Source organism: Chitinophaga arvensicola, from assembly GCF_900110835.1.
GTDB classification, from domain to species: domain Bacteria; phylum Bacteroidota; class Bacteroidia; order Chitinophagales; family Chitinophagaceae; genus Chitinophaga; species Chitinophaga arvensicola.
Window position 1 is genome coordinate 2,932,915 of record NZ_FOJG01000001.1, and the last position, 19,475, is coordinate 2,952,389.

17 protein-coding genes are annotated in these 19,475 nt (G+C 45.4%); 15 read left to right on the top strand and 2 right to left on the bottom strand.

The features are described 5' to 3' along the window. Nucleotides 1-96 precede the first annotated feature (96 nt). Nucleotides 97-1,422 (top strand): hypothetical protein, encoded by a 1,326-nt coding sequence (locus BMW79_RS12175; protein WP_089895048.1) that lies wholly within the window; start codon nt 97-99, stop codon nt 1,420-1,422. On the opposite strand, the gene BMW79_RS12180 is transcribed toward BMW79_RS12175, so the two are convergent. Continuing rightward, entirely contained in the window at nt 1,419-2,624 is a 1,206-nt protein-coding gene (locus tag BMW79_RS12180; protein ID WP_177192138.1) for a DUF4932 domain-containing protein, read from the bottom strand. The two genes, BMW79_RS12175 and BMW79_RS12180, sit on opposite strands and share 4 nt — an antisense overlap. Nucleotides 2,625-2,944: 320 nt before the next feature. Between BMW79_RS12180 and BMW79_RS33870 the strand changes: the two genes are divergently transcribed. From BMW79_RS33870 to BMW79_RS12195, 4 genes are all read left to right on the top strand, one after another. Continuing rightward, nucleotides 2,945-3,106, top strand: a complete 162-nt coding sequence (locus BMW79_RS33870; RefSeq protein WP_177192139.1) for a hypothetical protein — start codon at nt 2,945-2,947, stop codon at nt 3,104-3,106. After that, nucleotides 3,106-4,377, top strand: coding sequence for an epoxide hydrolase family protein (locus BMW79_RS12185; RefSeq protein WP_089896873.1), 1,272 nt, complete (start codon nt 3,106-3,108; stop codon nt 4,375-4,377). The genes BMW79_RS33870 and BMW79_RS12185 overlap by 1 nt, the downstream gene beginning before the upstream one ends. Nucleotides 4,378-4,391: 14 nt before the next feature. Then, entirely contained in the window at nt 4,392-5,144 is a 753-nt protein-coding gene (locus BMW79_RS12190) for an alpha/beta hydrolase (protein ID WP_089895052.1), read from the top strand. Nucleotides 5,145-5,289: 145 nt separating this feature from the next. After that, a complete protein-coding gene (locus BMW79_RS12195) occupies nt 5,290-5,721 on the top strand; it encodes an organic hydroperoxide resistance protein (protein ID WP_218150305.1) in 432 nt (143 codons plus the stop codon). Nucleotides 5,722-5,773: 52 nt separating this feature from the next. Here the strand turns inward: BMW79_RS12195 and BMW79_RS12200 are convergent, their stop codons facing one another. Then, the gene (locus BMW79_RS12200; RefSeq protein WP_089895053.1) at nt 5,774-6,124 is read right to left on the bottom strand and encodes a VOC family protein; all 351 of its coding nucleotides are present in this window, start codon (nt 6,122-6,124) and stop codon (nt 5,774-5,776) included. Nucleotides 6,125-6,348: 224 nt separating this feature from the next. Here BMW79_RS12200 and BMW79_RS12205 point away from each other — a divergent pair, with 224 nt between their 5' ends. The 10 genes from BMW79_RS12205 to BMW79_RS12245 all read left to right on the top strand — a co-directional run bounded on the left by BMW79_RS12205 (nt 6,349) and on the right by BMW79_RS12245 (nt 19,465). Next, complete coding sequence (locus tag BMW79_RS12205) at nt 6,349-8,568, top strand: alpha-L-fucosidase (protein WP_089895055.1); 2,220 nt, start codon at nt 6,349-6,351, stop codon at nt 8,566-8,568. A gap of 94 nt (nt 8,569-8,662) precedes the next feature. Continuing rightward, a complete protein-coding gene (gene lepB, locus BMW79_RS12210) occupies nt 8,663-9,541 on the top strand; it encodes a signal peptidase I (RefSeq protein ID WP_177192140.1) in 879 nt (292 codons plus the stop codon). A gap of 114 nt (nt 9,542-9,655) precedes the next feature. Then, complete coding sequence (locus BMW79_RS12215) at nt 9,656-11,494, top strand: O-antigen ligase family protein (RefSeq protein WP_089895059.1); 1,839 nt, start codon at nt 9,656-9,658, stop codon at nt 11,492-11,494. Further along, nucleotides 11,491-13,101, top strand: a complete 1,611-nt coding sequence (locus BMW79_RS12220; protein ID WP_089895061.1) for a transglutaminase-like domain-containing protein — start codon at nt 11,491-11,493, stop codon at nt 13,099-13,101. Before BMW79_RS12215 ends, BMW79_RS12220 begins: the two co-directional genes overlap by 4 nt. Before the next feature lie 43 nt (nt 13,102-13,144). After that, nucleotides 13,145-15,880, top strand: a complete 2,736-nt coding sequence (locus BMW79_RS12225; RefSeq protein ID WP_089895063.1) for a TonB-dependent receptor — start codon at nt 13,145-13,147, stop codon at nt 15,878-15,880. Further along, on the top strand, nt 15,877-16,665 hold the full coding sequence (locus tag BMW79_RS12230; protein WP_245752470.1) for a GLPGLI family protein: 789 nt from the start codon (nt 15,877-15,879) through the stop codon (nt 16,663-16,665). The genes BMW79_RS12225 and BMW79_RS12230 overlap by 4 nt, the downstream gene beginning before the upstream one ends. 264 nt (nt 16,666-16,929) lie before the next feature. Further along, the gene (locus BMW79_RS33730; RefSeq protein WP_143059137.1) at nt 16,930-17,163 is read left to right on the top strand and encodes a hypothetical protein; all 234 of its coding nucleotides are present in this window, start codon (nt 16,930-16,932) and stop codon (nt 17,161-17,163) included. A gap of 235 nt (nt 17,164-17,398) precedes the next feature. Beyond that, on the top strand, nt 17,399-17,638 hold the full coding sequence (locus tag BMW79_RS12235) for a hypothetical protein (protein WP_089895066.1): 240 nt from the start codon (nt 17,399-17,401) through the stop codon (nt 17,636-17,638). A 169-nt stretch (nt 17,639-17,807) separates the two neighbouring features. Further along, the gene (locus tag BMW79_RS12240; RefSeq protein ID WP_177192141.1) at nt 17,808-18,995 is read left to right on the top strand and encodes a DUF4221 family protein; all 1,188 of its coding nucleotides are present in this window, start codon (nt 17,808-17,810) and stop codon (nt 18,993-18,995) included. An 11-nt stretch (nt 18,996-19,006) separates the two neighbouring features. Further along, on the top strand, nt 19,007-19,465 hold the full coding sequence (locus tag BMW79_RS12245) for a hypothetical protein (RefSeq protein WP_089895069.1): 459 nt from the start codon (nt 19,007-19,009) through the stop codon (nt 19,463-19,465). Nucleotides 19,466-19,475: the final 10 nt, after the last annotated feature.

Sequence of the window (19,475 nt, forward strand, 5' to 3'; positions counted from 1 at the left end):
GTATCCTGCTTAAACCCCGTCTCTGACAGCATTGTTTCCCCATCCTGCTGCACTGCATTTACTTTGTGATCCATTTATGGTAAAACAAAACGAAACATGAAAAGAATACGTTTAACCCCTTTCCCCAAATTATTGTTGTGTGGTTTATTGATAGGTAGCCTGGCTGCCTGTAAAAAAAATAAAGACAAGCCCGTTGAAGTAAACCGGCCCATCACTGTTTTTGAAAAAGGGGCACCAGTGGGTAATGCCATCACAAAGCTGATCGGACCGGCGGGTGGTATACTGGCTACACCCGATGGCCGGATCTCCGTGACCATCCCGCCGGCAGCCATTATAGATGCCATACAATTCAGTTTGCAGCCGGTGATGTCTACCCTGCCATTGAATGGTGATACGCTCTGTTATCAGTTGCAACCTGCCACTGTGAAATTTGCCAAACCGGTCACCATCCGGTTTAAGTATTCAGCAACGGATGAAGACGGGAGTCATCCGGAATTGCTGAACATTGCCTACCAGGATGAAGCAGGGCATTGGTTTGGTAAACCTGCTACAGAACTGGATAGTCTTCATAAAACCCTGACCGTGATGAGTACGCATTTTAGTACCTGGGGTGTATACCGTTCTTTTGCATTAACAACCGACAAGAATAGTTTGCTGGACGGAGAGTATGCCAACATCGGTATCCGCTCAGTGGACACCGATAAAGACATTCCCGAAACCGACGGGGCAGGTTTGATTTCACCGCTCATCGATATCCATGATTATAAAAGCACGAAGAATATTACCGGATGGACATTGCACGGTGCGGGTACGCTGACACCCTCCGCAGATAAAGTGGCCGCCCGGTTGGCAGCTCCGGCTAGAATTACAAAGAATAGTGTATCAACGGCGGAAGTAACCCTTTCCAACCTGTTCGATAAAACAGATCCTACGCGGCCGGGTAAAACCGGGAAGATGATCCTGTTGAAAAACATAAAGCTGATAGCCGGGAAATTCGACCTGTTTGTCAACGGTAGGCATGTAGATCTCGACGACGTATCTATTGAAGGTGGAAATAATATGATGTTTATAAAAGGAAATAATGGAGATGGAGAGTGGCAGTTTACAATCGGTGGAAGTGGGAAAGGAAATTATACCTACGGTGATCTGAATTCGGCTGGTAAAGTGTATGCTTATTATACCCGGACAGATGATGATCTCCGGTATTTATCCACCAACTTCCGTTGCCGGGAAGATGGCGTATTGGAGAAGGTGGTATCAGCTGGTGCCGTAAACATTACCCGCTGGGGCAATGCGGGCGAGTTGGCAGAAGGCACCTTCGAAGCTACACTCAGAAGGCCGGATGCCAAACTACAGTTTCCCTGCAGGGTGCTGGAAGAATGGAATATGAGAGCAGTGTTTTCGTTGAGACGGGCGCGCTAATATTTGCCGGGCGTTGTTGCCAGTTGGTTTACCTGTGCGGGTGTAAAGTTCTTGAATACGGTTAGCAGTTCCGGCAGAAAGTCATTGAACGTAGGGTAGCGCTGGCGGTGCTGTTCATATACTTTCATCTTTTCTTCCATGGCAGGAATAAAAACAAAGTGACAGTCACCGGTATGTAGTTTACGGAGCGACTGTGCCCGTGTGTGGTCTTTCATGTATTCTGCGATCCGGATCTCTCCTAACCGGACTATATGCTCTATCACGCAGCTGTACCAGCTGTAAATATCCTGCGCGTTCATGACCTTTTGCAGGGAGTCGGTAAAAAGGGCGCTATATTTTTCCAGCTGCTCCTGGTTAGGCGCTAGATGCGGGTTCACGAAAGAATGTCCAAACTCGTGTACGGTTAAAAAGACCGTATGGGCGGGGTTGTCGAACCCGAATTTTTTATACTGGGAAAGGGAGGGGAGTGGTGATAACATGATGCTTGTGCTCATGATCATGAAGGGAATTTTCCCTTTATCGGTGATCACGCTGGGACCAACACCGCGAAAGTCGCCTTCTACCGGGGCAATCGGCATGGTAGGGTTTACGATCACTGTAAAAGCAGGTACTTTTTCGCCGTAATAATGTTCCATATAGCGATCGATGCCGGGAGGAATATCTTTGGCTACTTCGTGTACTGCTCCATCATAGAAAGCGCGATGACGTTGCAGAAATTCACCTGCACCGGCGCTTACATAAAACTGCTGCATTTCGCGGAAGAATGGTTGGATCAACCGGAGTGCGGCTTCGCGCTGCGGATTATTCGGGGCCTGGTTCAGCGGGTAGCGGTAGCCGGTATCCGGGAAAGCACGGGTATAAAGGAGGGCTTCCAGGATCATGTCGTTAAAGACATGGATCTTTCGCAGGGTGTCCAGCAGGGCGGCCGCTTTGATACCAATAGCCGAGTCCTTATATGACCCGAATTTTTCAAAGGCCGCCTTTACCATCGGCTGATGGGCATTATTGGTTTCACGGGTAATATAGCCGTAGTTGCCCAGGCGCTCTACCGCGATTCTTTCCAGGATAAAATAGGTTTCTATATTAGGATTCCAGGTAACCGATAACCTGGGCGACTGTTGCGAAAAACAAGGCAGCGTCAGCAAACAGGCGTAGCTCAGTGTTAGCAGGCGGAGGAATTTGTTGTTGGAAAAAAGTGCCATGTTATCCGGTGGATGTTGGTCATACCAAATATAACATATTAACCGAAAGGGATTTATTGCGGGAGATGGGAATATGGAACATGGTAATTTTGCAGCAACCTGCTGCAACATTCCATTGATGCTGCTGAGGGTTACAGAGAAGCGGCGTGTAAGGACTACCTTACACGCCGCTTTTTTTATGCCCTTTTTGCCCGCATCGGGCCGTCCGGTTCGACCGGCAAAATGTCTGATTCCCCGTTGAATGTGTCCGGCTGGCTTATCTATCACTGGTCAGTGGTTTTCCTTTCAAATAGTTTTGAGGAATATTTAAAACAAGCACCATGGATACACCACACAAAAACAGGCTACGCCAGCTGGTCATTGGTCTGGCATCGCTGCTGTCGATGTTATTCGTTGCCAGTGCAGCTGTTGAAAAAGGATCCCAGTACTGCGGGATGAGAGATGATACAAAAAGGAAAAAAACAATTATAAATCTAAAATGATGAAAAAGAACATGCACAATTTTATCAGCCGGATGATGACGGGCGCCTTTTTATTAATAGGTATATCCACCTTTGCACAAACGGGCGCTGAGGAGATCCGTCCTTTCCATGTAAGTATTCCCGAAGCGGCTATTACAGACCTTCATCAGCGGCTGGCAGCCACCCGGTGGCCTGATCCAGAAACGGTAACAGACCGGTCGCAGGGGGTGAATCTGGCACAGATAAAAGACCTCGTCAAGTATTGGGGTGCCGGTTACGACTGGCGCAAGGCAGAAGCAAAACTGAATGCGCTGCCACAGTTTATGACGAAAATCGACGGACTGGATATTCACTTTATCCATGTGAAATCGAAGTATCCGAATGCATTGCCGATCATTGTTACTCATGGATGGCCGGGTTCTGTTTTTGAACTGTTGAAGATCATTGGTCCGCTCACCGATCCGGTGGCATATGGCGGTCGTGCGGAAGATGCATTTGATGTAGTCATTCCTTCTATGCCCGGTTACGGTTTCTCAGAAAAGCCTAAAGGCACCGGCTGGGGCCCCGATCGCATCGGCAACGCATGGGATCAGTTGATGACACGTCTTGGTTATACACATTATGTTTCACAAGGGGGCGACTGGGGATCTGTGATCGCAGATGCCATGGGCCGTCAGCATCACGCAGGTTTGCTGGGTATCCACGTAAACATGCCGGCTACCGTGCCTGCTGATGTGGCGAAGGCACTGAAAAATGGCGCCGCTGCGCCAGCAGGATTATCTGCTAAAGAGCTGGCAGCGTTCAAATCACTGAATAATTTATATACCAGAGGAGGCGGTTATGCCGCGATGATGGTGACACGCCCACAAACACTGGGCTATGGCCTAACGGATTCACCAAGCGGACTAGCCTCTTTTTTCCTCGACAAATTTAACGATTGGACTTATAGTGGCGGAAATGCGGAAAAAGTATTGACCAAAGATGAGATGCTGGATGATATCTCGCTCTATTGGTTCACCAATACAGCGGCTTCTGCTGCACAGTTGTACTGGGAAAATAATAATAACAATTTCAATGCAGTGGAACAAAGAACAGCAGAAATTTCCGTTCCGGCAGCGATTACCGTATTTCCCGGTGAGATCTACCAGGCACCTAAAACCTGGGCGGAGCGTGCCTATCATCACCTGGTGTACTTCCATGAAGCAAACAATGGTGGCCACTTTGCACAGTGGGAACAACCACAGCTTTTCGCAGAAGAACTTCGTGCCGCATTCAAATCATTACGTAAATAAAAATCTTTCAGCAGATGAAAAATATACGCATCCTGGCGCTGTTCGTCCTGGTACTGTTCGGCGCCACTACTGCACAGGCACAATCAGCCAAACCAACCATTATACTGGTACACGGCATATGGGCCGATGGTTCCAGCTGGACAGATCAGATTCGTGCGCTGCAAGCCAAAGGGTATAAGGTCATTTCGGTACAAAATGGATTGACCTCCCTGGCCGACGATGTAGCCGCTACCAAAAGAGCCATTCAGCTGGCGGAGGGGAATGTGGTATTGGTAGGTCATTCCTGGGGCGGTTTTGTAATTACACAGGCAGGTAATGAACCTAAAGTAAAAGGGCTGGTATATGTGGCTGCGTTTGCACCTGATGCCGGTGAAAATGTGCCGGCATTGTCTGCTCACGGTGCGCCTGCTGAAATCGGCCAGTACTTTGTGTCTTCCGGTGGGTTTGTTTTTTTGTCGGAAGATGGGGTACAGAAAGCTTTTGCCCAGGATCTGAGTGTGGCGCAGCAACACCTGATCTATGCCACCCAGCTCCCGGCTCAGCAAACTTTGTTTGGAGAGAAGAGCGGTGCGCCTGCCTGGAAACAAAAGCCCAACTGGTTTATCATTACGCAGAACGATAAGGCATTGTCGCCCGATGTACAACGGTTTATGGCCAAACGTAGTCATGCTGTCATCACTGAAATTGCATCCGGACATGTGGTGATGCAATCGCATCCGGAAGAAGTGCTACAGGTTATTGAAGCGGCAGCCAATCATGTAAAATAGGGAGCGTGGCATCCGGCAGTATTATTCAGGCGAAAAAATGACTGGCTCAAGGATCGTTTAGTCCGGTTGGGATATATGATGATTGGCTTTGGCCGGTAGCCACCCTACTTTTGATCTATCTAACTGAAACTTAAAAAATTAAATCATGGAAACGAATAACATCACCTCTGTTGAAAAAGTATTGTATACCGGTAAAACACATACCACCGGTGGTCGCGACGGCGCCTCCCGCAGCAGCGATGGTCGCCTGGATATTAAACTCTCTTCTCCGGGTACTACCGGAGAAGGCACTAACCCGGAACAGTTGTTTGCCGCAGGTTGGTCGGCCTGTTTTATCGGTGCGCTGGGATTGGCGGCAGTTAAAATGAAAGTAAGTCTTCCGGCTGATCGTGCAGTGGATGCAGAAGTAGATTTATGCTTAACAGAAGGCGCATATTTTTTGCAGGCCCGGTTGAATGTGAGTCTGCCTGGCGTAGATCCGGATGTAGCCGCGCTATTGGTACAAACAGCACATCAGACCTGCCCGTATTCAAAAGCTACGATGGGAAATATCAAAGTAGAAATTAACCTGGTGTAGGTTGACATTAACAGTATACAGCTTGTGCCGGCATTGCCGGCACAAGCTGTTTTTATAACGACCAGACTGCCAGTTCGTAACCATCCGGATCGGTAAAATGGAAGCGTTTCCCACCTGGAAAGGAAAAGATATCCTTTACTATTTTGCCCCCGGCTTCCACTACCTTTTGTTGGGTAGCTTCCAGGTTATTTGAATACAAAATGACCAGCACTGTACCTTTTGCCGGTTTGCCGGTGGTGAATCCGCCATCTACGTAATCTCCTTCAAACGCAGTATAGTCCGGGCCATAATCGGTGAACTTCCAGCCAAAGCTCTTCGTATAAAATGCTTTGGCGCGGGCAACATCTTCCGACAGGAATTCAAGATACTGTACCTGTTCGTGTTTTAATTTTTTATCTGCCATAGCCGTTATTTTTTGTAAAAGTAGTGAACGGGGGAGGTGGCCTGTTTGTATAAAAACGACAAAAATGCGTGTGCCGCCATCTTTCCCTGTCCGATCTTTGCTAAGATAGTATAGAAATAAGATAATCCGGATGTATGATGACACCGGAGCCGTCGTTACTTTTGCTGACAGACACCTATAGGAATGGGTCCGGAATCCATTCATTTAAATAAATATATTAGAACGTGAACAAACTTTTTTCCTTACTGGGCTGCCTGTTGTATTTATCCGTGACTGCACAGCAAAAAACAGAACTCCAGGTAAAAAATACTTATCCTGTTGCCACCACCGATACACCGGAGGATATTATTTCAAAGGCAGCCCATGTAGTTCCTACCCCCAATCAATACCGGGCACTGAAAAATGAATTTATTGCCTTCATACATTTTGGCCCCAATACTTTCACCCGGATGGAGTGGGGAAGCGGTAAGGAAGATCCTGCTATCTTTAACCTGAAAGAATTACATACGGATCAGTGGTGCGAAGCCATGAAAGCCGCCGGCATCAAAATGGTACTGCTCACCGTAAAACACCACGATGGGTTTGTATTGTGGCAGAGCCGTTATACCCAACACGGTATTATGTCTACCCCCTACAAAAATGGAAAAGGAGATATCCTAAAAGAACTGGTGGCCTCCTGTAAAAAGTACGGTCTGAAAATGGGTGTGTATTTATCACCCGCCGATCTTTACCAGATAGAAAATCCGGAAGGATTATATGGTAACGGCAGTAAGTATACCACGCGCATTATCCCCCGCGCAGTTCCTGGTCGCCCGTTTAGTAATAAAACAACATTTAAGTTTCAGGCAGATGATTACAATGAATATTTTCTGAACCAGTTATTTGAACTGCTCACGGAATATGGCCCCATGTACGAAGTATGGTTTGATGGCGCACATCCGAAAACAAAAGGCGGGCAGCAGTATAATTATGCCGCCTGGCGTCAACTGATCCATACGCTGGCCCCGCAGGCAGTTATCTTCGGTAAAGAAGATATCCGCTGGTGTGGTAACGAGTCCGGAAAAACCAGGCACACAGAATGGAATGTGATTCCTTACCAGGATGATCCTGCCGCATTGAACAACTTCGCTGACCTGACCCAGGAGTCACTGGGCAGCCGGGAAGAGCTTTACAAAGGCCGCTTCCTGCATTATCAGCAGGCGGAAACAAATACCTCTATCCGTGAAGGATGGTTTTACCGGGATGATAATTTTCAGAAAGTAAGAAGTGCCGATGATGTGTTTGACATCTATGAACGGGCAGTTGGAGGCAATTCCACTTTCCTGCTGAATATTCCTCCTAACCGGGAAGGGAAATTTTCGCCCGCAGATGTGAGCTGTCTGAAAGAAGTGGGAAAAAGAATTACACAAACTTACCAGCATAATTTATTCAAAGACGCCACCGGGCCAAAGCAGGTACTGGACCAGGATGCAGAAAGCTATGTACTGGGGACGAATGACCTGGTTATTACTACTCCCTCGCCGGTTACCATTAACCGCCTCGTTTTGCAGGAAGCCATTGCTACGCATGGAGAGCGTGTGGAAAAACATGCACTGGATGCCTGGGTCGACAATCAATGGAAAGAGATCGCTATGGCTACGAATATCGGCTATAAACGGATATTGCGTTTTCCGGAAGTAACATCGGCTAAATTCCGGATCCGTATCCTGGCCTCCCGCGATGTACCGGCTATCAGCAATATCTCTGCACATTATTATCAATCGCGGCCGCCGCAATTACAACTGGAGCGTAGCAGCAACGGTATGGTAAGTATCGATGCGTTGCAACCGGCGTTTAACTGGAAGCCTCATGGCGAAAATGCTTTAAAGAATATTGGTGGCGCCTATCGCATCTTTTATACAACAGATGGAAGTACACCCGGGCCAGGTTCCCATGAATATACCGGCGCCTTTAAACTGGCTGATGGTGAAGTAAAGGCAATAGCCATCGATAAAAACGGGAATGGTCCCGTGAGTACCCAGCGGTTCGGTGTGATCAAAGAAAACTGGAAACTGCAGGAGGCCTCGTCTTCCGCAGACGGACATCCGGCTGCGCAGGCTTTTGATGCATCTGCAAAAACTTACTGGTTGTCGAAAGAGAATAACACTGCGCCCTTTATCAGCATCGACCTCGGCGCAACGCATTCCCTGAAAGGATTTGCGTATACACCTCAGAACGATTTTCCCGGTGGTATGATGGCAAAAGGCATTGTGAAAGTGAGTTCCGATGGAAAGACCTGGAACACAGTCACCACATTTGAATTTGGAAACCTGATCAATGATCCGGTTACCCGTTATCATTATTTTAAGAAAGATGCGGCTGCCCGATATGTACGCATCGAAACCACAGAAATAGCGGCCGGTGGCAAGACGGTAGCTATTGCTGAACTGGATTTTTTTGAATAGCAGCTTACTGTAAAGATAGCGCTTGCTACTATTGGAGTTTATCTATATATTTAGCTTAGCTGGGTAACAGTTAACCTAAATGAAAACTCCGAGTATGAAATCCCGTAGCAGGCGCATCTTACAGAAAACAGGCTATGTACTGCTGGCCATTGTACTGATATTATTTACGCTCCGTTTTTTCTTCATCGATATATACAGGATTCCAAGTGAATCCATGATGAATAAGTTTATGACGGATGATTATATCCTCATTAACAAAACTTTTTACAGCGGTTATTTCTCCCGCTTCTCCACTGCATCCCCACAGCAGGGAGATATTTTTGTATTCACCATTAATAAAGATATTCCCGGTTTTTTTGTAAAACGTTGTGTCGGGCTGCCAGGTGCCGTAGTGGCGGTGAAAAACGGTGCAGTCAGTATCAATGGACAGGCAGTGAAGGAGCCGTTGAGCGTGCGTCATTACTACAAAATCTGGTACAATGATTATCAACAGGTGAAAGCAGCCATTGACCGCACGGGTATGGATAAATTGCAGAATGGATACCGGCGTTTTTCACAATATGTTTTCCTGGCGCTCGATAATCAGCAGCTGGCGCAGGTAAAAAGTAGCGTAGACTCTATCAGCCTGTGGAACCGAAAAACAGACCCGGATAGCAGCAGCATACATCCGCCTGAGTTAAGTGTGAATATCCTTGATATGCCCGCACTCAAAGTGCCTTTTAAAGGGATGAAAATTTCCCTTGATCAGCAGTATGCCGGGATATATGGGAACACTATCCGGATGTATGAGGATAGCAGCTTTCACGTGGAAGGAAAGGATATTTTTATCGCCGGGAAGCAGGTCGAGGGGTACACTTTTCAAAAAGATTATTTCTTTATGATGGGTGATAACCGGGACATCGCGATTGATTCACGTCATTATGGACTTATACCAAAAGACCATCTCGTCGGAAAGTTTATACAACAATTCTGAGAATAATAAAAAGATCGGAAATATAAATAAGTTTGTTAAATTAGATGTCTATGTCAGCGTGCCCCGGGAGACCTATATAAAATGAGCTGAGAACCCTTTAATATTGTAGCGTCCATGTTGCCTGTAAAACCCGTAAGAAGTCCTGTAATGACTGCCCTGTTAATATTGCTGGGCGCCGTTTTCGTGTTATTGCCTTCCGCTTACAGTAATGCGTTCTATGATCCTACACAGTCTGCTAAATTTATTTTCCTGGCTTATAGCATCGCAGTTGTTTTTTTGCTGCTGGCTGGCTATACCTTATTTAACAGTACTCCCTTTCGTATTTCTATTTCGGTACTGGACCTGGGATTATTGCTCTTACTGGCGTATGTAGCTGTTAACCGGTATTATCTGCACACCATCCATGGTTTTTCCCTGCGTTGGCTGGAGTTGATGGCGCTGGTGATCACTTATATTGTATTGCGCAGGTTGTCCTTCCGCATGTATCACTATCTGCTCCTGGCGATCATTGCTGGTGGCCTTTTACAGGTGTTGGCAGGTGTCTTGCAGTTGTTGGGCATCCTGGATAGCCGCAATGCTTATTTTCCTGTGACGGGTAATTTTTTTAATCCGGGCGGTTACGCTGGTTATCTTTCGCTGGTGGCAATAGTCTCTTTTGGTTTATATATTCATCGGGATACTTTTTCGGCAAAGGAAGGTAGGATTACTATCTTATTAAAGAAGTACCTGCCGCTGCTAGCACTGGTTGGTAGTATCGTGTTGCTGCCAGCTTTGAGGTCGCGCTCCGCGTTCTTTGCACTGGCAGCGGGACTGGGAATAGTGTGGCTGATGTACCGTTACCGGGATGGGCGTATAGCGGCCGCCTTGCCGTTCAAACGTATTGCTACGGCGGCGGTGCTGTTCATCGGTTTATTATATACTTTCTATCTGCTTAAACAAAACTCTGCTGATGGACGCCTGCTGGTATATAAAGTATCTGCGACGTTGATACAAACGCATCCTTTTACCGGTGTGGGAATGGACCGGTTTAAAGCGCATTATATGGATGCACAGGCACGTTGGTTTGAGCAGCAGGGACATGAAGTTGATGCTGCGCAGCTGGCAGATAATACTTTTTATGCCTTTAATGAACCCCTGCAGTTTGTAGTAGAAAATGGATGGATAGGATTGTTACTGGTCGCGGCGGTGGTGTTTTTTTTCGGGAGATATAGGTCTGCGGAATCGTATATGCCTGTACGTACCATTGCATATGGTATCTTACTGGCCAGCCTGTTCTTTGCTTTGTTTACCTATACCTCCGATAACCTGGCCATGAAATACATGATGGTATTTGCCCTGGCTATATTGTCGGGAACGGAGAGCAAAGTGTTATTCCATATCCAATACCGTCGCAGGGTAGCGTTGGTACCCGTTTTTTTTCTGCTCATATTGTTTCTTGTGTATGAGTATGGCGGTGTTGTGAATAAAGTACGGGAATCCTATGCCGGATGGGGATTGGCGCAGGCAGCCTATGTGAAAGGATTTTACACGGAAAGCAACCGGCAGTTTGAAGCAGTGTATCCGTTGCTGCATACCAATGGGGAGTTCCTGATGCAGTATGGTAAGTCGCGCGCCATGGCAGGCAACGACAAACAGGCGTTAGCCCTGTTAGTAGCAGCCCGCCAATACCTGAGTTCCAGCGTTATTGAAACGGGCATCGGTGATTGTGAAAAGAAGCTGGGTAACTATGCTGCGGCAGAGCAAGCCTATCGGCAGGCGATGGATATGATCCCAAACAGGTTTTACCCCCTCTACCTGCTTATGACATTGTACCAGGAAAGCGGAGAGGCGGAGAAAGCGATGACTATGGCACGTCATATCAAAATAAAGAAAGTAAAAGTACCCTCGAAAGCCATCTCAGAAATAAAAGGCTTTGCTGATAACCTTATCAAAGAACGCAATAATAAACAATGAACTACCGATATATTCCATCCGGGAAAGCATATTTGCTCTATTGGCTGTTGCTGATGTTTTCCTGTGCCTGTAATACCTATAAGAAAGATACCTCGGTTAAACTGACCGCCGCATTAGAAGCAGCCGGGATCAATGAAGCGGCGCTAAACCAGGTGATCGCCCATTATTCTCAATCTCCCGGTGATTCGCTGAAGCTGGCCGCTGCCCTGTTCCTGGTAGAGAATATGCCGGGGAAAGGCAGCATGCGGTATGCTGCTACCACTAACTGTGGTGCCTTTAAACAGGATTTGTTCGTGGGAGATGCCATTGGTATTGATAGTGTAAATGCTATCAAGAAAAGAATAGAAGATTCGCTGCATTGTGGTCCCATTAAATTTGTGAACCCGGTTTTCCTGGCAGATTGCCGCACCATCAGTGCCAGTATGCTTATTGAGAATATTGAGTACGCCTTTAAAGCCTGGCAACAGCCCTGGGCAAAAAAACTAAGCTTTGAGGAGTTTAAAGAGTTTATTTTACCTAACCGTATGCAGAATGAACCGTTGCAACGCTGGCGCAAATGGTGCTGGGATAACAGCGGATGGATTTTCGAAAAAGCAGGAGGCAGCACAGACCGGATCAAAATTGCCGGCATTGTCAACGATAGTCTGCGTAAATATTACGGATACATTCATGATAACATCAATTATTTTCCCGGCACCTTTACCATGAAACAATTACTGGCAACAAAAGGCGGGCGCTGTGAAGACTTGAATATGGCAGTAGGCTACTGGCTGCGGGCCATTGGTATCCCGGTTTCCACGGAATTTACCTCTTACTGGGCGAATGGCAACTTCGGCGGACATTCCTGGCTGGCCATACTGGATACTACCGGTAAATTTGTGCCTATGAATGCGATCTATGACAAACCCGTCAGGGATTCGTTGCCTTTCCAGGATATGCGGCTGGCCAAGGCTTACCGGTATCGCTATCATATAGATGAGGGCACCGTGCTGAAGGAAGGGCAGTATTTTCAAAGCTATTATGATATTACTAAAGAATACCTGCCTACCAGCGACTATTCGATGAGAGTACCTAAAGAACAATCTGGCAAAATATTCCTGGGCGTACTGAATGGTAAATACTGGAAGCCGTTGCAGATGCAAACGACCCGGAACGGCGATACGCTTGTATTCAGGAATATAGCCAGTACGGCCGTGTATGCGCCTGTTGTGGTGCAGGATGGCAGGGAAGAGAATACGCAAACCATAGGTACACCCTTCTTGCTGACAGAAGACCGTCATATTCAATACCTCGTGGAGAATAAAGATTCACTGATTGATATCAGCCTGGATATTTCCTCCTTGTCAGACGAGCGGTACAAAAAGAAGTGCATGGTAGTTTATTGGGATAACGTAAAAAAAGACTGGTTACCTGCTGGTATTATCAGGCTCCTGGTAGATGATCCGAGAAAGCTGCGTGAACAGAAAATAAAAAAGATGATCGTATTTTCCGGTGTGCCGGCAAATGCCATTTACCGGGTGATCAATGTAGAAGTGCCACAGCATGATAAATCATATGGCCGGCCCTATGTGTACAACGAAGAAATGAAGACATATAATAAGTATTAAAAGAACTGTTGTTGCTTAGCTTGTATTTAAATTCCGTCGTTCAATGATGAAAAATGTCCCGGGACTGATATTGTTACTGATTATTTTATTTCATTATAAAGGGAATGCGCAAAATGCATCGATCCGGGGAACCGTGACAGACAGCAGTCTGAACGCCCCGCTCACCAATGCGGTGGTAGTATTGTTGCAGGCCCGCGACTCCTTTATTATTGCCAGTACAAGGGTGAACAAAGAGGGAGGATTCAGCTTTCCCCAACTGGCTGATACCGCCAGCTATGTGTTGTATTTCTCCTATCCGAAATATGCCAGCTATTCTTACCGGGTAAACATGAAAGAAGCAGCGGACAAAGCGGTGACGCTGAACAATATTTATCTCATTCCTAAAAGCAGGTTACTGCGGGAGGTAATTGTAAAATCGCAGGTGGCGGCCATTAAGATCAATGGCGATACCACCGAGTATAACGCCGGCAGTTTTAAAGTGCAACCCAATGCCTCCGTAGAAGAACTGCTGCGACAGCTACCCGGGCTACAGGTAGACCAGTTTGGCAATATTACAGCCCAGGGGCAGAAAGTAAGGAAAGTGCTGGTAGACGGGGAAGAGTTTTTCAGTGACGATCCTACACTGGTTACCCGCAACCTGCGGGCAGATATGATCGACAAAGTGCAGGTATACGATAAGAAATCCGATGCCGCTGCATTTACCGGGATAGAAGATGGGGTAAAGGATAAAACGATCAACCTGAAAATAAAGGAAGATAAGAACCACGGCGTATTTGGAAAAGTAGAAGCTGGCGCCGGTACCGATGAGCGATATAGCGCCCAGGGAATGATGAACTTTTTTAAAGGTAGAAGACGCATATCTGCCTATGCCACCACGGGTAATATCGGCAGATCGGGCCTGGGAGCAGCCGATAAAGGTAAAGTAGGATCTGATGAAGACGGAGATGGCAACTATTCCGGTAAGGGACTGCCAAAGATCTCCTCGGGCGGCATTCATTATGATAAGAAATGGAACAATGACAAAACATCTTTCAATGGTAATTATAAATTCAACCTGCAAAATGTGGTTGGGTCGGAAATTACTACTTCACAGAACAACCTGCCTTCCGGCATTATTTTAAGTAATAGTAACAACAATTTCGAGAATAGCAGTACCGACAATAAGTTGAATGCAAAATATATTTACAAGTATGATTCTACTGCTACCTTTACCGTTTATACAGACGGAACACGCTATCACAGCAAGAGTTCGGATAAGGGGTTTACACAAAACCAAAGAGGTGATTCGAGCCTGATTTATAATAACGAAAAATCTGGCAACAGTACCTATGATTATGGAAGCTATAATGTGAACCTGTCCTGGGAAAAGCAATTGAAGAAGAAAGGGCGTACCCTTGCCGTGTACCTGAATAACAACTTTTCAAATGATGCCACTGACGGCGAAAACATTTCTAAAAGTACTTTTTATGACGAACTGAATCATCCGGATAGCTCGGCATTGCTGCATTTGCGTAAAAAGATGAATGATGACTGGCACATATTGAACCTCAATACTATTTACACGGAGGCGCTGTCTAAGAAGTTGTCGATGATTGTCAATTATGACTTGTACTATGAATCGTCGCACGATGATAAGCGTTCGTATAGTCAGGGTGATAACCAGGACATAAAAACGATTGATACTGCTTTTAGCAGTAAAATGAATTCAACTACCTGGGGTAACCAGGGTGGGATATCGTTCAATTATGCCACAAAAAAGATGGTGCTGAAAGCCGGTAACAAGGTGAAGTTGGTGCAGATGAATTCGGAAAGCATATATAATGGCTTGAAGATGGACCGGCAGTTTGTGAACCTGAATCCTAATGTCAATTTTAATTATAAGTTCAGCAACTTTGAAGCGTTGAGCGTCAATTACAATGGCAATAGCAATAATCCGGGACGCTGGCAGCTGCTCCCTTTCAGTTTTAATAATAGTCAGCTTAGTACTTTTCTGCCTAATACGGAGTTGAATAATAGCTTTACCAACGATTTCAACGTGAAATACAATGCTGCCAAAGTGGCTTCGCAGGTGTATTATGGAGGAGAGGCTGGTTATACAATAGTAACGGATCCTATTACCCAGTCGATCCAGGTAGATGCGGCGGGGGCCTATACCTACCAGTACGTGAATATGGCAGGATATGCCAACCATAATTATAATGTCAATACCTACTATTCGAAGAAGATCAGCCAGCTTGATCTGCAGGCCAGCGTAGGGCTTGGAGTCAATGGCGGAAAATCGTTTAGTCCCATCAACGGTACGGTGAACAAGCTGAACTACAACACCTATACGTTTTCGGTGGAAGCATTTAAATCTAAAGTACAGCAATATAGCTTCTATATGGTAGGAAGTGCGGGATATACAGTCAATGCTTCCTCACTCCAGCCAACATCTAAGAATAACTATTTCTTCTATACGCTGAATCCTTCGCTGGATATTTACTTCTGGAAGAAGTTCCAGGTCCATACAGATGCCAATTATCTCTGGCAACAGAAAACGCAGACCTTCAACGATAATTTCCGGCGTACCATCTGGAATGCCTGGATAGGACGCAACTTTTTCAGTAAGGACCAGCTATTGGTGAAAATTTCATGTAATGATATCCTGAATGAAAATAACGGTTACGCCCGTACAGCTACCAACACATTTTTTTCGGAGAACCGTTTCAGCACCATCCGGCGTTATTTTATGATTGGTGCGTCCTGGAATTTTACCAAATTTAATAGCATCAAACAGTGAGAAAGAATATTCATATAGCTGCGATCATCCTGCTGATGAGCTACGTATGTCCTCTGGCAGCACAACAGGCCGTGTTTATCAACAGCGGGAAAATAAAGTTTGAGCGCAAAGTAAATACGTTTGCAGCGATGCCGATTTTTCTGAAACAAACACGGACGGTCACAGACGATCAACTGGCAGCTTATATGCAGGAATACAGGAGTAATTCTCCCCAGTTCTGGGCCGACACCTTTAACCTGTATTTTAAGGGAGAAGAAACGCTTTATCAGCCAGGTAATCCGGACATGGGTTTTTCTGAAAGCTTCCAGATACCGGTAGCTTATAAAAATAAAGTGTATAGTAATCTTTCTGCTGGTACGGCACTTACACAAAAGCAGGCTTTTGAGCAGGTGTTTTTTATCAAAGATGCCGTTAAAAATGTTAAATGGAAACTGACGGAAGAAACCCGCGAAATTGCCGGTTATGAATGTCATCGTGCCAATACTTTGTTGTTTGATTCTATTTATGTGGTGGCATTTTATACGGATGAAATTCCTACCCGTGGCGGTCCTGAATCTTTCAATGGTTTGCCCGGTATGATTTTAGGCATTGCCATACCATATCAGCATATTACTATTTTCGCACAAAGCGTTGTTGGGCTGGATACCGCGCCGGATAAATGGAAGCTGCCTGCACCGGAGAAAAATACGCTGATCAGCAACAGCGATTTCAATAGCAAAACAGCGAAGATGTTGAAGCAATTCGGGTTAACTTCTTCCTGGGTACAGTTTTTTATGGACTTGTAAAAAGCAGTGAAATAAAAAAGCAGTTAAGATTTTGGAAAGCAGATAAAATGCTATATCTTAGATAAAGAACTAAATGAAAAAAATAGATCGGATAACTAATTAAATGTAGAATAGGTGTGCGTGTTTGTACCCTTTTAATGAATGCCAATATTTTGATACTGTTTTATAGAGAAGAGTGCCTGTGTTGCCCGTTTTGCCTGCTTTCCTGATGTTTCCCGTGTAGATGAATTCCCTCGTATTTTTGTTAACTATTAATACCGTGTTATGAAAAAGAAAACCCTTTCCATTCTAGGTATCGTTTCGTTGGCTATCGCCGCGTTTTTGTCAACTACTGCCAGTCAGCAGACTGCTGATATAAGCTTGTCCGGATTCCTGAAAATTAATACCGCCAGTGCAGAATGTTGTTCCACACCGTTTAATAACGGCAGGTGCAGCGCCCTTCTTGGTCGTTGTTTTGCCGATCCCGGATCCACAGACTGTGATGCATTTGCCTGTTAATAGGAGAGGGCTGTTGCCTGTTGTATCAGCCCTCCTGCTATTGATATATTAATTCACCATTTATTAAGATACCTGTATGTCTGAGTAATTACTCCGTAGGGGCATGCTATGCCATGTTTATGCATTTAGTAGCTGAATGTATAAGATATCCGGCGATGATATTCCTTTCACCCACTTCGCGATTCAAGGCCAAGTATCAATCACATTTTTTAGTAAACCTCCACAATTATCAGTTATGAAGAAGAAAATCCTCTCCGCAATCGGTATCGCTGCTGTAGCTGCCGTTACTTTTATGGCAACCAATTCAAATGGTCAGACAGGCGAAACCAGCCTGACAAGTCTCCTGAAAATTAATACTGCCAGCGCAGAATGCTGCTCAACACCTATTAACAACGGTCGTTGCAGCTTCTCCGGCAATTGTTTTGCTAACCCAGGAGGCCCGGTAGACTGTGATACCACAAAAGGAAACTGCTAAGATCAGTTTTGTAAAATAAGGTGATCTGGAAGTCCTGCCTTGTAATCAGTATACAGGACAACCTTCCGTAGTATAGATACAATGTGCAGGATTTTCAGACCGCCTTTTTCGACTTACCATCTGACTCATGCCAGATGGGCGGTTATCTCATGCCACATACAATACTCATATGAAAAAACTACTTTGTATATGCCTGGCAGGCCTTTGCTTTGCATGTAGTAATAATAATGCCAGCGTAGAAATCAGGAACGAAAAAAAAGGAACACTGAAGGGGACGCAGACATTGCAGATGGTCGAGGAGAAGAAATTTCCACTGGATAGCCTGTCGGCCCCAAGACCACAGTTTGTACAGTTATACATGGATAGCATCGGAAACGAGCGCCTCGCGGTACTAAACACCTATGATAAATCCATCCATCTTTATGACTATGGTGCATCCGCATCTGTCGGAAATATCAACATCGGTAAAACACATATCCCACTCGCCTTTCATATAAAAAACCAGGACTCCGTTTTTGTATACGATGATCAGATGCTGGAGCTGGTGCTCATGAGCCGGCAGTCTGATTCCCTGACAAAGTTTTCCCTGATTGGTAATTCAAATATTAAGGAACTGACCTGGACGTATCAGTATCCGCAATACGTACCACACAGCGTGAATGAGATCATGGAACTATCCGGTAATATTTTCTTCCCCGGACAATACATCTGGTCTATCCCGGATTCCCTGGTGTCAAAGTTTAAGTTCGCCTCACTGGTTGATTTTAAAAACAAAGATGTCAGGTTCATGCATCAATATCCTGCAGAATTATACGGGAAGGGCTATATGTGGGATGAGCCGGTATTTAATTCACCTTACTATGATCTTACACCGGCGGCGGATAAACTGGTGTACAGTTTTCCGGTGTCGCACAACCTGTATATCTACGACCTGAAAACCGATAGTATCACTACAGTCTACGGCGGTAGTAATGTAGCCGGAGATATTACCTCTATGGATAAGGCAAAGTTCAGCAAATCTGCCATACCCCGCGAATACATCTACAATAAAGCTTGTACAGTGGATCTGTATAGCGGTATCAAGTACGACAAATATAGAAATGTTTATTACCGCTTTTTAAGAAAGGCGCTTCCGGAAAGTGGAGCAAGACTCAGAATGGAAAACAAAAAGTTGATTGTTATCATCATGGACAAAGATTTTCATTACCTGGGAGAAAGTGAACTGGGTGATATGAATGCTTTCTTCCCTGATAATTCATTTGTTACCAAAGAGGGCCTGAACATTGAATATGTAGATCCTGCCGATGTACAGGAGAAGTATCTGGCGTTTAAAATTTTTCAACCTAAGAATATTTAAAATTTGATAAGATGAAGAAATATGCTATTTTATATTTTCTTTTTTTCTCGCTGGTAGCATCTTCCTGTAAGCAAAAACCGGAAGACAGGGAACATGCTGTGATAGAAGAAGGGGTGCATCACCTTAAACCAGGTTCTAAGTATTCGTGGCTGGTGATATTGCCTGGTCTCGGTTGTAAAGGATGTATCCAGGAGGCGGAAGCATTTATGCGGGATTACCTGGATAGAAAAGACATCCTGTTTGTGCTGACCAAAGTGCAATCCATCAAAATCTTACAGCAGAAGATTGGAAAAACATTGACAGATCGCGGAAACGTGCTGATTGATAAGGAAGGTTATTTCGATATTCCCACTAATAATACCATCTATCCCTGTATTGTGCAGGTGAAGGACGGCGAGGCACAGCAGCATCAGTTTCAATCGCCGGCCAATGGTCAGGCTTTTGAATGGTTGAAAATGCAGGTGGATTAAACATTGACAG

Excerpts from the sequence above, each read along its gene's own strand:
- BMW79_RS12200 (WP_089895053.1), bottom strand. The coding sequence starts at position 6,124 with ATGGCAGATAAAAAATTAAAACACGAACAGGTACAGTATCTTGAATTC.
- BMW79_RS33870 (WP_177192139.1), top strand. The coding sequence starts at position 2,945 with ATGGATACACCACACAAAAACAGGCTACGCCAGCTGGTCATTGGTCTG.
- BMW79_RS12195 (WP_218150305.1), top strand. The coding sequence starts at position 5,290 with ATGGAAACGAATAACATCACCTCTGTTGAAAAAGTATTGTATACCGGT.
- BMW79_RS12235 (WP_089895066.1), top strand. The coding sequence starts at position 17,399 with ATGAAGAAGAAAATCCTCTCCGCAATCGGTATCGCTGCTGTAGCTGCC.
- BMW79_RS12225 (WP_089895063.1), top strand. The coding sequence starts at position 13,145 with ATGATGAAAAATGTCCCGGGACTGATATTGTTACTGATTATTTTATTT.
- BMW79_RS12220 (WP_089895061.1), top strand. The coding sequence starts at position 11,491 with ATGAACTACCGATATATTCCATCCGGGAAAGCATATTTGCTCTATTGG.
- BMW79_RS12180 (WP_177192138.1), bottom strand. The coding sequence starts at position 2,624 with ATGGCACTTTTTTCCAACAACAAATTCCTCCGCCTGCTAACACTGAGC.
- BMW79_RS12215 (WP_089895059.1), top strand. The coding sequence starts at position 9,656 with ATGTTGCCTGTAAAACCCGTAAGAAGTCCTGTAATGACTGCCCTGTTA.
- BMW79_RS12240 (WP_177192141.1), top strand. The coding sequence starts at position 17,808 with ATGAAAAAACTACTTTGTATATGCCTGGCAGGCCTTTGCTTTGCATGT.
- BMW79_RS12245 (WP_089895069.1), top strand. The coding sequence starts at position 19,007 with ATGAAGAAATATGCTATTTTATATTTTCTTTTTTTCTCGCTGGTAGCA.
- lepB (WP_177192140.1), top strand. The coding sequence starts at position 8,663 with ATGAAATCCCGTAGCAGGCGCATCTTACAGAAAACAGGCTATGTACTG.
- BMW79_RS12190 (WP_089895052.1), top strand. The coding sequence starts at position 4,392 with ATGAAAAATATACGCATCCTGGCGCTGTTCGTCCTGGTACTGTTCGGC.
- BMW79_RS12185 (WP_089896873.1), top strand. The coding sequence starts at position 3,106 with ATGAAAAAGAACATGCACAATTTTATCAGCCGGATGATGACGGGCGCC.
- BMW79_RS33730 (WP_143059137.1), top strand. The coding sequence starts at position 16,930 with ATGAAAAAGAAAACCCTTTCCATTCTAGGTATCGTTTCGTTGGCTATC.
- BMW79_RS12175 (WP_089895048.1), top strand. The coding sequence starts at position 97 with ATGAAAAGAATACGTTTAACCCCTTTCCCCAAATTATTGTTGTGTGGT.